Raw genomic sequence first — 13,629 nt, 5'->3', positions numbered from 1 at the left:
AAGATTCAAGGCCCCCGGTACTGCCTTACCAGCGATAGTGCGCGAACGCCTTGTTGGCTTCGGCCATGCGGTGGGTTTCTTCACGCTTCTTGATGGCGCCGCCACGGTTTTCCGAGGCGTCGATCAGTTCGGCGGCCAGCTTGCGCGGCATGGTGTTCTCACCACGCTTGCGCGCCGACTCGATCAGCCAGCGCATGGCCAGGGCCAGGCGGCGCGAGGCGCGCACTTCGACCGGCACCTGATAGGTGGCACCACCGACGCGGCGCGACTTGACCTCGACGGCCGGCGCGACGTTGTCCAGCGCCTTCTCGACCAGCTCGAGGGCGTTGGGATTCTTTTCGCCGATGACGTCCATGGCGCCGTAGACGATCTTCTCGGCGACGGACTTCTTGCCGCTCAGCATCACCATGTTGATGAAGCGGGCGATGGTGTGGCTGCCGTGCTTGGGATCGGGCAGAACGGTGCGCTGCGGCGCGGAACCTTTACGAGACATGTCTTATTCCCTTAGCTCTTCGGACGCTTGGCGCCGTACTTGGAACGGGCCTGGCGGCGCTTGGCAACGCCGGCGGCGTCGAGCGAACCGCGCACGGTGTGGTAACGCACGCCCGGCAGGTCCTTGACGCGACCGCCGCGGATCAGCACCACCGAGTGCTCCTGCAGGTTATGCCCTTCGCCACCGATGTAGCTGATGACTTCTTCCTGGTTGGTCAGGCGCACCTTGGCCACCTTGCGCAGCGCCGAGTTCGGCTTCTTGGGCGTGGTGGTGTAGACGCGCGTGCAGACGCCGCGGCGCTGCGGACAGTTGTCGAGTGCCGGCGAGGCGCTCTTGTAGGTCGTCGCCTGCCGCGGCTTGCGGACCAGCTGGTTGATCGTTGCCATCTTTGGATTCTTTGGATGAAGGCCGTGACGCCGGGCCTTTTGCGTGAAAACGACGGCAGGCCGTAGATGCGGCCTGCCGAGACAGGAGAGTATAGCTGGCAGCGGAATTTGTCGTCAACCGACGAAATCCTCACCACCGTCTGGCCGGTCCCGGGCCGGGATACGGGGCACATCCTGCGCCCCCTTCCGCTTGGTCAGGCCGGCCCCGTCTGGGGCCGGCCCGTCTTGCTGCTTACTGCTCGGTGCTGCTTTCCGACTCGGCCTCGCCACCTTCGGCCACGGCCTCGGCGGTCACCGGCCCGGACAGGGCGGCCATCTCCGACTCGGTCAGGCCCGAGGCGTTGCGACGGCGCTGGCTGTGGTAGGTCAGACCGGTACCGGCCGGGATCAGACGGCCGACGATTACGTTCTCCTTCAGACCGCGCAGGCTGTCACGGGTGCCGCGCACGGCCGCCTCGGTCAGCACGCGGGTGGTCTCCTGGAAGGAGGCCGCGGAGATGAACGACTCGGTCGCCAGCGAGGCCTTGGTGATGCCCAGCAGGACCGGCTCGTACTGCGCCGGCAGCTCGTTGCGGGCCACCAGCCTGGCGTTCTCCTCGATCACGCGCTGCTTCTCGACCTGCTCGCCGGCCAGGAACTTGCTGTTGCCCGCATCGGTGATCTCCACCTTGCGCAGCATCTGGCGGGTGATCACCTCGATGTGCTTGTCGTTGATCTTCACGCCCTGCAGGCGATAGACGTCCTGGATTTCCTTGACCAGGTACGCGGCCAGCGGCTCGACACCCAGCAGGCGCAGGATGTCCTGCGGGCTCGGCTCGCCGTCCACGATGGTCTCGCCCTTGGCCACGTGCTCGCCTTCGAACACGATGATCTGGCGGAACTTGGGAATCAGCTCCTCGTGCTCGTTGCCGTCGGTGTCCTTGATGATCAGGCGCTGCTTGCCCTTGGTGTCCTTGCCGAAGCTGATCACGCCCGAACGCTCGGCCAGGATCGCCGGATCCTTCGGCTTGCGCGCCTCGAACAGGTCGGCCACGCGCGGCAGACCACCGGTGATGTCGCGGGTCTTGGACGCTTCCTGCGGCACCTTGGTGACCACGTCGCCCACGCCGACGGCGGCGCCGTCCTGCAGGTTGACCACCGAACGCGGCGGCAGCAGGTACTGGGCCGGCATGTCGGTGCCCGGGATCGACAGATCCTTGCCGTCCTTGTCGACGATGCGCACCAGCGGACGCAGGTCCTTGCCCTGCGAGCCACGACGCTTGGGATCGGTGATCTCGCGCGAGGCCAGACCGGTCAGTTCGTCGGTCTTCTCGATGACGGTGATGCCGTCGACGAAGTCCACGAAGCGCACGAAACCGGCCACTTCCGACACGATCGGGTGGTTATGCGGATCCCAGTTGGCCACGGTCTGGCCGGCCTTGACCGCATCGCCGTCCTTGACGGTGATGGTGGCGCCGTAGGGCAGCTTGTAGCGCTCGCGCTCGCGACCGTGGGCGTCCAGCACCGACAGTTCGCCCGAACGCGACACCGCCACCAGCGAACCGTTGGCGTGCTCGACCGACTTGAGGTTGTTGAACTTCACCGAGCCGGTGGTCTTGACCGTGATGTTGTCCACCGCGGCGGCACGCGAAGCGGCACCACCGATGTGGAACGTGCGCATGGTCAGCTGCGTGCCGGGCTCGCCGATCGACTGGGCGGCGATGACGCCGACCGCTTCGCCGATGTTGACGATGTGGCCACGGGCCAGGTCGCGGCCGTAGCAATGCGAGCACACGCCGAAGTCCGAGGTGCAGGTGATGGTCGAGCGGACCTTCACCATCTGCACGCCGGCGTCTTCCAGCTTCTGCACCCAGGCTTCGTCCAGCAGGGTGTTGCGGGTGACGATCGGATCCTCGTCGTTGCCCGGCAGGAACACGTCCTCGGCCACGATGCGGCCCAGCACGCGGTCCTTCAGCGGCTCGACCACGTCGCCGCCTTCCACGATCGGGGTCATGGTCAGGCCGTCGGTGGTGCCGCAGTCGACCTCGGTGATCACCACGTCCTGCGCCACGTCGACCAGGCGACGGGTCAGGTAACCGGAGTTGGCGGTCTTCAGCGCGGTATCGGCCAGACCCTTACGGGCGCCGTGGGTGGAGTTGAAGTACTCCTGCACGTTCAGGCCTTCGCGGAAGTTCGCCTTGATGGGCGTCTCGATGATCGAGCCATCGGGACGCGCCATCAGGCCGCGCATGCCGGCCAGCTGGCGGATCTGCGCCTGGCTACCACGCGCACCGGAGTCGGCCATGATGTACAGCGAGTTCATCGACTTCTCGTTGATGGTCTCGCCCTTGGCATTGAGCACCTTGTCGGTACCGATGGTGTCCATCATCGCCTTGGCGATGCGCTCGTTGGTGCGCGACCAGATGTCCACGACCTTGTTGTAGCGCTCGCCGGCGGTGACCAGACCGGACTGGTACTGCTCCTGGATCTCGAGCACTTCCTGCTCGGCCTCGCCCAGGATGCCCTTCTTCTCGTCCGGGATGACCATGTCGTCGATGCCGATCGACACGCCCGCGCGGGTGGCGTAGGCGAAGCCGGTGTACATCAGCTTGTCGGCGAACACGACCGTGTCCTTCAGACCCAGCTGGCGGTAGCTGGAGTTGATCAGACGCGAGATGTTCTTCTTGGTCAGGTCGGTGTTGGCCAGCGCGAACGGCAGGCCATCGGGCAGGATCTCGGCCAGCAGCGCGCGCCCGACCGTGGTGTCCACGATCGAGGTCTTCTTCTCGCGGCTGCCGTCCTCGGCGATCACCGTCTCGGTGATGCGCACCTTGACCTTGGCGTGCAGTTCGACCACGCGGTTGTCGTAGGCGCGCTTGACCTCGGCGATGTTGGCGAAGGCCATGCCCTCGCCCGCCTTGTTCTCCAGGGCGCGGGTCATGTAGTACAGACCCAGCACCACGTCCTGCGAGGGCACGATGATCGGCTCGCCGTTGGCCGGCGAGAGGATGTTGTTGGACGACATCATCAGCGCGCGCGCTTCCAGCTGGGCTTCCAGCGAGAGCGGCACGTGCACGGCCATCTGGTCACCGTCGAAGTCGGCGTTGAACGCGGTGCACACCAGCGGGTGCAGCTGGATGGCCTTGCCCTCGATCAGCACCGGCTCGAACGCCTGGATGCCCAGGCGGTGCAGGGTCGGGGCGCGGTTCAGCAGCACCGGGTGCTCGCGGATGACTTCTTCCAGGATGTCCCAGACCTCGCCTTCCTCGCGCTCGACCAGCTTCTTGGCGGCCTTGATCGTGGTGGCCAGGCCGCGACGCTGCAGCTTGGCGAACACGAACGGCTTGAACAGCTCCAGCGCCATCTTCTTGGGCAGGCCGCACTGGTGCAGCTTGAGGTACGGACCGACCACGATGACCGAACGGCCCGAGTAGTCCACGCGCTTGCCGAGCAGGTTCTGGCGGAACCGGCCCTGCTTGCCCTTGATCATGTCGGCCAGCGACTTCAGCGGACGCTTGTTGGTGCCGGTGATGGCGCGACCGCGACGGCCGTTGTCCATCAGCGCGTCGACCGATTCCTGCAGCATGCGCTTTTCGTTGCGCACGATGATGTCCGGGGCGTTGAGCTCCAGCAGGCGGCGCAGACGGTTGTTGCGGTTGATGACGCGGCGGTACAGGTCGTTGAGGTCGGAGGTCGCGAAGCGGCCACCGTCCAGCGGCACCAGCGGGCGCAGATCCGGCGGCAGCACCGGCAGCACGGTCATGACCATCCATTCCGGACGGTTGCCGGACTCCAGGAAGGCCTCGACCAGCTTGATGCGCTTGGTCAGACGCTTGAGCTTGGTCTCCGAACCGGTGCTGGCGATTTCCTCGCGCAGCTTGACCATCTCGGCCTGCAGGTCGATGTGGCGCAGCAGTTCGAACACGGCCTCGGCGCCCATGGCGGCGTCGAAGTCGTCGCCGTGCTCCTGGCGCGCGGTCAGGTACTGCTCTTCGGTCAGCAGCTGGCGGCTTTCCAGCGGGGTCAGGCCCGGCTCGGTCACCACGTAGGCTTCGAAGTACAGCACGCGCTCGATGTCGCGCAGGGTCATGTCCAGCATCAGGCCGATGCGCGAGGGCAGCGACTTGAGGAACCAGATGTGCGCGACCGGCGAGGCCAGATCGATGTGGCCCATGCGCTCGCGGCGCACCTTGGCCAGGGTCACCTCGGTGCCGCACTTCTCGCAGACCACGCCGCGGTGCTTCATGCGCTTGTACTTGCCGCACAGGCACTCGTAGTCCTTGATCGGTCCGAAGATGGCGGCGCAGAACAGGCCGTCACGCTCGGGCTTGAAGGTACGGTAGTTGATGGTTTCCGGCTTCTTCACTTCGCCGAAGGACCACGAGCGGATCAGATCCGGCGAGGCCAGCGCGATCTTGATCGCGTCGAAGTCCAGGGTCTGGCGCTGCTGGTTGAAGAGGTTGAGCAGGTCTTTCATGAGTTTCTCCGGGATTCGGAATTCGAGATTGGGGATTCGTCAGAGCGAGGATCCGGGAGCGTGGGAGCGGCTTGTGCCACTCCCCGATCCCGAATCTCCAATCCCGAACCTCAGTTGTCTTCCAGCTCCATGTTGATGGCCAGCGAGCGGATTTCCTTCACCAAGACGTTGAAGGACTCCGGCATGCCCGCGACCATCTCGTGTTCGCCATCGACGATGTTCTTGTACATCTGGTTGCGGCCCTGCACGTCGTCGGACTTGACGGTCAGCATTTCCTGCAGGGTGTGCGCCGCGCCGTAGGCTTCCAGCGCCCAGACTTCCATTTCGCCGAAGCGCTGGCCGCCGAACTGCGCCTTGCCGCCCAGCGGCTGCTGAGTGACCAGCGAGTACGGGCCGGTGGAACGGGCGTGCATCTTGTCGTCGACCAGGTGGTTCAGCTTCAGGTAGTGCATGTAGCCGACCGTGGTCTTTCGATCGAACGCCTCGCCGGTGCGGCCGTCGTACAGCTGCATCTGCGTCTTGCTGGCGTTGAAGCCGAGCAGTTCGGTTTCCGCATCGCCGTCCGGATAGGCCAGGTTGAGCATCTCGCGCAGCTCGTCCTCGTGGGCGCCGTCGAACACCGGGGTGGCCATCGGCACGCCGTCGGTGAGGTTCTGCGCCAGGCCGATCAGCTCCTCATCGCTGAACTGGTCTAGGTCCACACGATCACCGGCCAGGGCCTTGTCGTGGTTGTAGACCTTGGCCAGGAACGCGCGCAGCTCGCTGACCGCACGCTGCTGCTCCAGCATCGTCTGGATGCGCTTGCCCAGGCCCTTGGCAGCCCAGCCCAGGTGCACCTCGAGGATCTGGCCGATGTTCATGCGCGAAGGCACGCCCAGCGGGTTCAGCACGATGTCCACGGTCTGGCCATTGGCCATGTAGGGCATATCCTCGACCGGCACCACGTTGGAGACCACGCCCTTGTTACCGTGACGACCGGCCATCTTGTCGCCCGGCTGGATGCGGCGCTTCACGGCCAGGAACACCTTGACCATCTTCAGCACGCCCGGGGCGAGGTCGTCGCCCTGGGTGATCTTGCCGCGCTTGTCGGCGAAGCGACGCTCGAACTCCTTCTCGTGCGCCTGGACCTGCTTCTGCGCACGCTCGATGGCGTCGGCCGCGTCGTCATCCTTCATGCGGATGGCGAACCAGTCGGCCTTCTTCAGGCCGTCCAGGTAGGCGTCGGTGATGGTGTCGCCCTTCTTCAGGCCGGCACCGCCGTTGGCCACCTTGCCGACCAGCTGCGAGCGCAGGCGGGCGAAGATCGCGTTCTCCAGGATGCGGAACTGGTCGTCGAAGTCCTTCTTGACGCGCTTGATCTCGGAATCCTCGATCTGGCGCGCGCGCTTGTCCTTCTCGATGCCGTCGCGGGTGAACACCTGCACGTCGATGACCACGCCATCCATGCCCGGGGGCACGCGCAGCGAGCTGTCCTTAACGTCGGAAGCCTTCTCGCCGAAGATCGCGCGCAGCAGCTTCTCTTCCGGGGTCAGCTGGCTCTCGCCCTTCGGCGTGACCTTGCCCACCAGGATGTCGCCGGCGCGCACTTCGGCGCCGATGTACACCACGCCGGACTCGTCGAGGCGGTTCAGCGCGCTCTCCGAGACGTTGGGGATGTCGGCCGAGATTTCCTCCGGCCCCAGCTTGGTGTCGCGCGCCTGGACGGTCAGTTCCTCGATGTGGATCGTGGTGTAGCGATCCTCTTCCACCACGCGCTCGGAGAGCAGGATGGAGTCTTCGAAGTTGTAGCCGTTCCACGGCATGAACGCGATCAGCATGTTCTGGCCCAGGGCCAGTTCGCCGATGTCGGTGGACGGACCGTCGGCCAGCACGTCGCCGCGCGCCACCACGTCGCCCACGTTCACCAGCGGACGCTGGTTGATGCAGGTGTTCTGGTTGGAGCGGGTGTACTTGATCAGGTTGTAGATATCCACGCCGGCATCGTGCTCGCCGGAGATCTCGTCCTCGTTGATCTTGACCACGATGCGGGCCGCGTCGATCTGCACCACTTCACCGCCGCGACGGGCATTGACCGTCACGCCCGAGTCGCGCGCCACGGCGCGCTCGATGCCGGTGCCGACCAGCGGCTTCTGCGCACGCAGCGTCGGCACGGCCTGGCGCTGCATGTTGGCGCCCATCAGCGCGCGGTTGGCGTCGTCGTGTTCCAGGAACGGCACCAGCGCCGCGGCGATGGAGACGGTCTGCATGGGCGAGACGTCCATGAAGTCCACGTCCGACGGCGGCTTGAGCAGCGACTCGCCCTGGTAGCGGCACGGCACGAACTGCTCGGTCAGCTGGTTCTTGGCATCGCTGAGCGCGTTGGCCTGGGCGATGACGTACTCGTTCTCCTCGATCGCCGACAGGTACTCGATCTCGTCGGTGATGCGGCCGTCCACGACCTTGCGGTACGGCGTCTCGAGGAAGCCGTAGGCGTTGGTGCGGGCATACACCGCCAGCGAGTTGATCAGGCCGATGTTCGGGCCTTCCGGCGTCTCGATGGTGCAGACGCGGCCGTAGTGGGTCGGGTGCACGTCGCGCACTTCGAAGCCGGCGCGCTCGCGGGTCAGGCCGCCCGGGCCCAGGGCCGAGACGCGACGCTTGTGCGTGACTTCCGACAGCGGGTTGTTCTGGTCCATGAACTGGGACAGCTGCGAGGAACCGAAGAACTCCTTGATCGCGGCGGCCACCGGCTTGGCGTTGATCAGCTCCTGCGGGGTCAGGCCTTCGGACTCGGCCATCGACAGGCGCTCCTTGACCGCGCGCTCGACGCGGACCAGGCCCACGCGGAACACGTTCTCGGCCATCTCGCCGACCGAACGCACGCGACGGTTGCCCAGGTGATCGATGTCGTCGACCACGCCGCGGCCGTTGCGGATCTCGGTCAGGACCGAGATCACGTCCAGGATGTCCGAGCTCTGGCCATTGGTGGCGACCAGGCGCTTGGATTCCTCGTCGTTGCGCACGCTGAAGTACTTGTGGTCGTACAGCACCGACTCACCGGTGGTTTCCTTGCGGCCCACGCGGCGGTTGAACTTCATGCGGCCCACGGCCGACAGGTCGTAGCGCTCGAAGGTGAAGAACAGGTTGTGGAACAGGTTCTGCGCGGCGTCCTTGGTCGGCGGCTCGCCCGGACGCATCATGCGGTAGATCTCGACCAGGGCCTCGAGCTGGGTCTTGGTCGGGTCGATGCGCAGGGTGTTGGACAGGTACGGGCCACGATCCAGATCGTTCACCCACAGCGTGCCCACCACCTCGACGCCGGCCTTGCGGAACGCGGCCAGCTGGTCGTCGGTGATCTCGTCGTTGGCGTTGGCCAGCAGCTCGCCGGTCGAGGCATCGACCACGTCGTGCGAGAGGATGCGGCCCACCAGGTACTCGTCGGGCACGGCCAGCGCGGCGATGCCGGAGGCTTCCAGCTGCTTGACGTGGCGCGCGGTGATGCGCTTGCCGGCCTCGACGATGACCTTGTCGCCATCGGCCAGGTCGAAGTTCAGCGTCTCGCCGCGCAGGCGCTCGGGCACCAGCTCCAGCTGCACGCCTTCGCTCGGGTCGATGTGGAAGGTGTTGATCTCGAAGAAGTGGTTGAGCATCTCCTCGTTGGAGTAGCCCAGCGCACGCAGCAGGATCGACACCGGCAGCTTGCGGCGACGGTCGATACGGGTGAACAGCGCGTCCTTCGGGTCGAACTCGAAGTCCAGCCAGGAGCCGCGGTAAGGAATGATGCGGGCGCTGTACAGCAGCTTGCCCGAGCTGTGGGTCTTGCCGCGGTCGTGGTCGAAGAACACGCCCGGCGAGCGGTGCAGCTGGGAGACGATGACGCGCTCGGTGCCGTTGACGATGAAGGTACCGTTGTCGGTCATGAGCGGGATCTCGCCCAGATAGACCTCCTGCTCCTTCACGTACTTGATGGCCTTGGTCGAGGACTCGCGGTCGTAGATGACCAGGCGCACGGTCACGCGCAGCGGCGCGCCGTAGCTCATGCCACGCTGACGGCACTCGCGCTCGTCGAAGGCCGGCTCGCCCAGCTTGTAGCCGACGTATTCCAGCGCGGCGTTGCCGGAGTAGCTGGAGATCGGGAACACGGACTTGAGCGCGGCGTGCAGGCCACGGTCCTCGCGCTTGGCGGCGTCAACGTGCTCCTGCAGGAACTCGCGGTAGGAATCGACCTGGATGGCGAGCAGGAACGGGACCTCGAGGATCGACCGCTGCTTGCCGAAGTCCTTGCGGATGCGCTTCTTTTCAGTGAACGAGTATGTCGTCGACATGGGACATTGCCTCTGGCATCGGGGGGCCACGCGTCCGCGACCCCTGGGGAACATTCTTTCGAATGGGAAGAACTGTCAGTTGGAAGTCGCTGGTATTGCCGGCACCAGCACGCCATCTCCCGCTACTTCCAACTACCAACTCGTGGATTTTCTCGCCGCGGTGCGGCGGACAACGAACGGCGTTGTTTGCTACGACTTGCGTGTTGCGGACTGCTTTTTCAACAACGACCGAAGGCCAGGGGCTTTCGCCCCCGGCCTTTGGGTGTCGCCGATGGAACTAGGCGACGAATTGCAATTACTTCACTTCGACGGTCGCGCCAGCGGCCTCGAGGTCCTTCTTCATCTTCTCGGCATCTTCCTTCGACACGCCTTCCTTCAGGACGCCGCCGGCCTCGGTGAGGTCCTTGGCTTCCTTCAGGCCCAGGCCGGTGATGGCGCGGACGGCCTTGATGACGTCGACCTTCTTGGCGCCGGCGTCCTTCAGGATGATGTTGAACTCGGTCTGCTCTTCGACGGCGGCGGCCGGGCCAGCGGCGGCGGCAACGGCAACCGGGGCGGCGGCGGAGACGCCAAACTTGTCTTCGATCGCCTTGACCAGCTCCATGATCTCCATGAGGGTCTTTTCAGCGATGGCGTCGACGATCTGCTCGGTGGACAGGGACATTGTGTTTACCTTCGGTCAAATTTCTGGAATGGGATACGGGAATCAGGCCGTTTCAGCCGGGGCTTCCGCCTCGGCCGGCGCTGCATCGCCACCGCCCTGCTGCTCGGCCACGGCCTTGATGGCGCGGGCGAACATCGTGACGGGTTCGGCCAGGACGCGGGCCAGCATGGCCAGGGCCTGATCGCGGGTCGGCAGCGAAGCCAGGACGTCGACGTGGCTGGCCGGATACAGCTGGCCGCCCACGGCCACAACCTTGGGCTGCAGCTTGTCGTTGGACTTGGCGAATTCCTTGATCAGGCGACCGGCAGCGCCGGGCTCCTCGGTCGAGAACGCGTACAGCAGCGGTCCGACCAGCGAGTCCTTGGCGCACTCGTATTCGGTACCTTCCACAGCACGGGCGGCCAAGGTGTTCTTGACCACGCGCAGGTACACGCCGGACTCGCGCGCCTGCTTGCGCATCGCGGTCATCTGGGAGACCGTGGTGCCTGCGTACTCGGCGGCGATCAAGGAGTGCGCCTTGGCGGCGACGTCTGCCAGCTCGGCGACAACTTCTTGCTTCTGGGACAGATTGAGAGCCATTAATCACTCCTCATTGTGAACTCCGCTCACGGCTCCTGCCGCTTGCGGTCCAGGGCAGCGTCCGTCCTGGACGCCGGGGACGCCTTCGCGTCCCACTGGTGGCCTTATCAACTGGCCTGCGCGAAGCAAGACCAGAAACCGATGAAGGCGGCACCATCTGCGCGGGCTGGCACAAGCCAATCAAGCAGTCCCGCTAGCGCCGACGCCGAATCCTTGCCAGGACCGAGCTTCCCTGCCCGTCGTCGGAGCGCGCTGACCGCACCTGCGGTCTTTGACGGCTTTCTGCGGCTCGCACCGCAGATCGCCCCCAAACGCGGGAACACATGGCGGGGATCGAGAGACGAGTGGCCGGCGCTGTTGCTTTGCCTTGACTCGTCGCCCTGCCCCGCTACGCGTTCCCGTCTTTCTTACTTCAGGTTCAGCGAGGACTGGTCCACGGTCACGCCGGGGCCCATGGTCGAGCTGATCGAGATCTTCTGCAGGTACTGGCCCTTGGCGGTCGAGGGCTTGGCCTTGACCAGGTCGGCCAGCAGGGCCTGCAGATTGTTCTTCAGGGCTTCGTCCTCGAAGGAGGCCTTGCCGATGGTGCAGTGGATGATGCCGGCCTTGTCGGTGCGGTAGCGCACCTGACCCGACTTGGCGTTCTTCACCGCTTCGGCCGGGTTCGGCGAGACGGTGCCGACCTTCGGGTTCGGCATCAGGCCGCGCGGGCCCAGGACCTGACCCAGCTTACCGACCACGCGCATCGCGTCCGGCGTGGCGATGACCACGTCGTAGTTCAGATCGCCGGCCTGCATCTTCTCGGCCAGGTCGTCCATGCCGACCGCTTCGGCGCCGGCGGCCAGGGCCTCGTCGGCCTTGGCACCGGCCGGGGCGAACACCGCCACGCGCACGGCCTTGCCGGTACCGGCCGGCAGCACGGTCGAACCGCGCACCTGCTGGTCGGACTTCTTGGCATCCACGCCCAGACGCACGGCCACGTCGATGGACTCGACGAACTTGGCCTTGGTGGCGGTCTTGAGGATGTTCACGGCCTCTTCGAAGGCGTATGCCTTACCCGGGGTTACGGCGGCCAGGATGGCCTTCTGTCGCTTGTTCATTGCCATGTCTTCAGCCCTCGACCGTCAGACCCATGGAACGGGCCGAGCCCGCAATCGTGCGCACCGCTGCGTCCAGATCGGCCGCGGTCAGATCGGGTTCCTTCGCCTTGGCGATGTCCTCGAGCTGCTTGCGGGTGACCTTGCCCACCTTCTCGGTGTTGGGGCGCTTGGAGCCGGACTGGATGCCCACCGCCTTCTTCAGCAGCACCGAAGCCGGGGTCGACTTGGTCACGAAGGTGAAGGTACGGTCCGAGTAGGCCGTGATGATGACCGGGGTCGGCAGACCCGGCTCGAGCTTGGAGGTCGCCGCGTTGAACGCCTTGCAGAACTCCATGATGTTCAGACCGCGCTGACCCAGCGCAGGACCGACCGGCGGCGAGGGGTTGGCCTGGCCGGCCTTCACCTGCAGCTTGATGTAACCGACAACTTTCTTTGCCATTTCAATGCTCTCCGGGTGCTAGCGCCTAGGATCAGGCTCCCCATCGGATCGGGAAAATCACGCGTCCCGACATCGCGTATGCGTTCGCGACAAAGGCCGCCAACGAGGGCGGCCATTGCGGTTGCCCGGCTGACCGGACAAGGGAGCCGCGCACTATAGCAGGTTTTGGGCCGTCCGGCGCAAGCGGCGCCGGCGGCGGGGGCTCAGGCCTTCTCGACCTGGCCGAATTCCAGCTCCACCGGGGTGGAGCGGCCGAAGATGAGCACGGCCACGCGCAGGCGGCTCTTCTCGTAATTGACTTCCTCGACCACGCCGTTGAAGTCATTGAACGGGCCGTCGACCACGCGCACCATCTCGCCCGGCTCGAACAGCACCTTCGGACGCGGCTTCTCGACGCCTTCCTGAACACGGTCCAGGATCGCGGCTGCCTCTTCGTCACGGATCGGCAGCGGACGGTCGGCGGTGCCGCCGATGAAGCCCAGGACCTTGCTGGTGTCCTTCACCAGGTGCCAAGACTCGTTGTCCATGCGCGGGATGCCGGCTTCGTCGTGGGTCTCGATCTGGACCAGCACGTAGCCGGGGAAGAACTTGCGCTCGGACCGGCGCTTCTGGCCCGACCGCATCTCCACCACTTCCTCGGTGGGCACCAGCACGTCGCCGAAGCGATCTTCCATGCCGTCGCGCACGATCCGATCGCGCAGCGCCTGTGCCACGGACTTCTCAAAGCCTGAATAGGCGTGTACCACATACCAACGCTTCACTGTGGAAATCTCCTCAACGGCCCATCGTGAACAGTTTTTCGACCAGCCACTGAATGCCGAAGTCGAAGCCAGCCAGGATCAGGCTGAGGATCACCACCACCACCATCACCACCCAGGTCATGCGCAGCGACTCCTGACGGGTCGGCCACACCACCTTGCGCAGCTCGAAGCGCGACTCGGACAGGAATTCCAGGGTGTCCTTGCCCTTGGCCGTGGCCACAAACACCGCGGCGCCGGCGACCAGGCCGACGATCACGATCAGCGCGCGCAGCGGGGTCGCCCACTGGCCGGCAGACCACCACCACACCACCAGGCCGGCAACGACCAGTGCCCCGGCCGCCACGTACTTGGCGATATCGCCCGCGGACGTGGTCGGCGCCTTGGATGGTTGGATCTTGCTGTTCATTCGGGTTGGATGTGCCGCCTTGCACTGCACCGCCTGCGAAG

At 65.4% G+C, this 13,629-nt stretch carries 10 protein-coding genes; all 10 read right to left on the bottom strand.

Annotation, left to right across the window (positions count from 1 at the left end; translation table 11 throughout):
* Positions 1-25: 25 nt before the first annotated feature.
* A complete protein-coding gene (rpsG, locus tag MWN52_RS05285) occupies positions 26-493 on the bottom strand; it encodes a 30S ribosomal protein S7 (protein ID WP_130515959.1) in 468 nt (155 codons plus the stop codon).
* A gap of 11 nt (positions 494-504) precedes the next feature.
* The gene (gene rpsL / locus MWN52_RS05280) at positions 505-879 is read right to left on the bottom strand and encodes a 30S ribosomal protein S12 (RefSeq protein ID WP_130515957.1); all 375 of its coding nucleotides are present in this window, start codon (positions 877-879) and stop codon (positions 505-507) included.
* A 232-nt stretch (positions 880-1,111) separates the two neighbouring features.
* Positions 1,112-5,335: a DNA-directed RNA polymerase subunit beta' gene (gene rpoC / locus MWN52_RS05275; RefSeq protein ID WP_130528942.1), complete on the bottom strand. Its 4,224-nt coding sequence runs from the start codon at positions 5,333-5,335 to the stop codon at positions 1,112-1,114.
* A gap of 110 nt (positions 5,336-5,445) precedes the next feature.
* Entirely contained in the window at positions 5,446-9,639 is a 4,194-nt protein-coding gene (gene rpoB, locus MWN52_RS05270) for a DNA-directed RNA polymerase subunit beta (protein ID WP_130515953.1), read from the bottom strand.
* A 295-nt stretch (positions 9,640-9,934) separates the two neighbouring features.
* Positions 9,935-10,303, bottom strand: a complete 369-nt coding sequence (gene rplL, locus MWN52_RS05265; RefSeq protein WP_130515951.1) for a 50S ribosomal protein L7/L12 — start codon at positions 10,301-10,303, stop codon at positions 9,935-9,937.
* Between the two features lie 42 nt (positions 10,304-10,345).
* Positions 10,346-10,882, bottom strand: a complete 537-nt coding sequence (rplJ, locus tag MWN52_RS05260; protein WP_130515950.1) for a 50S ribosomal protein L10 — start codon at positions 10,880-10,882, stop codon at positions 10,346-10,348.
* A 407-nt stretch (positions 10,883-11,289) separates the two neighbouring features.
* Positions 11,290-11,988, bottom strand: a complete 699-nt coding sequence (rplA, locus tag MWN52_RS05255; protein WP_286576923.1) for a 50S ribosomal protein L1 — start codon at positions 11,986-11,988, stop codon at positions 11,290-11,292.
* A 4-nt stretch (positions 11,989-11,992) separates the two neighbouring features.
* Positions 11,993-12,421, bottom strand: coding sequence for a 50S ribosomal protein L11 (gene rplK / locus MWN52_RS05250; protein WP_130515946.1), 429 nt, complete (start codon positions 12,419-12,421; stop codon positions 11,993-11,995).
* 203 nt (positions 12,422-12,624) lie between these two features.
* Positions 12,625-13,182 carry a transcription termination/antitermination protein NusG gene (gene nusG, locus MWN52_RS05245; protein ID WP_130515943.1) on the bottom strand — a complete coding sequence of 186 codons (558 nt, stop codon included), beginning with the start codon at positions 13,180-13,182 and terminating at the stop codon, positions 12,625-12,627.
* Positions 13,183-13,195: 13 nt separating this feature from the next.
* Positions 13,196-13,588 (bottom strand): preprotein translocase subunit SecE, encoded by a 393-nt coding sequence (secE, locus tag MWN52_RS05240; RefSeq protein WP_130515941.1) that lies wholly within the window; start codon positions 13,586-13,588, stop codon positions 13,196-13,198.
* Positions 13,589-13,629 lie beyond the last annotated feature (41 nt).

The organism is Pseudoxanthomonas winnipegensis (genome assembly GCF_030322905.1).
GTDB classification, from domain to species: domain Bacteria; phylum Pseudomonadota; class Gammaproteobacteria; order Xanthomonadales; family Xanthomonadaceae; genus Pseudoxanthomonas_A; species Pseudoxanthomonas_A winnipegensis.
This window is presented reverse-complemented; position numbering and strand designations above follow the sequence as displayed.

Coding starts and splice junctions, on each gene's coding strand:
- rpsG (WP_130515959.1), bottom strand. CDS start 493: ATGTCTCGTAAAGGTTCCGCGCCGCAGCGCACCGTTCTGCCCGATCCC.
- rpsL (WP_130515957.1), bottom strand. CDS start 879: ATGGCAACGATCAACCAGCTGGTCCGCAAGCCGCGGCAGGCGACGACC.
- rpoC (WP_130528942.1), bottom strand. CDS start 5,335: ATGAAAGACCTGCTCAACCTCTTCAACCAGCAGCGCCAGACCCTGGAC.
- rpoB (WP_130515953.1), bottom strand. CDS start 9,639: ATGTCGACGACATACTCGTTCACTGAAAAGAAGCGCATCCGCAAGGAC.
- rplL (WP_130515951.1), bottom strand. CDS start 10,303: ATGTCCCTGTCCACCGAGCAGATCGTCGACGCCATCGCTGAAAAGACC.
- rplJ (WP_130515950.1), bottom strand. CDS start 10,882: ATGGCTCTCAATCTGTCCCAGAAGCAAGAAGTTGTCGCCGAGCTGGCA.
- rplA (WP_286576923.1), bottom strand. CDS start 11,988: ATGGCAATGAACAAGCGACAGAAGGCCATCCTGGCCGCCGTAACCCCG.
- rplK (WP_130515946.1), bottom strand. CDS start 12,421: ATGGCAAAGAAAGTTGTCGGTTACATCAAGCTGCAGGTGAAGGCCGGC.
- secE (WP_130515941.1), bottom strand. CDS start 13,588: ATGAACAGCAAGATCCAACCATCCAAGGCGCCGACCACGTCCGCGGGC.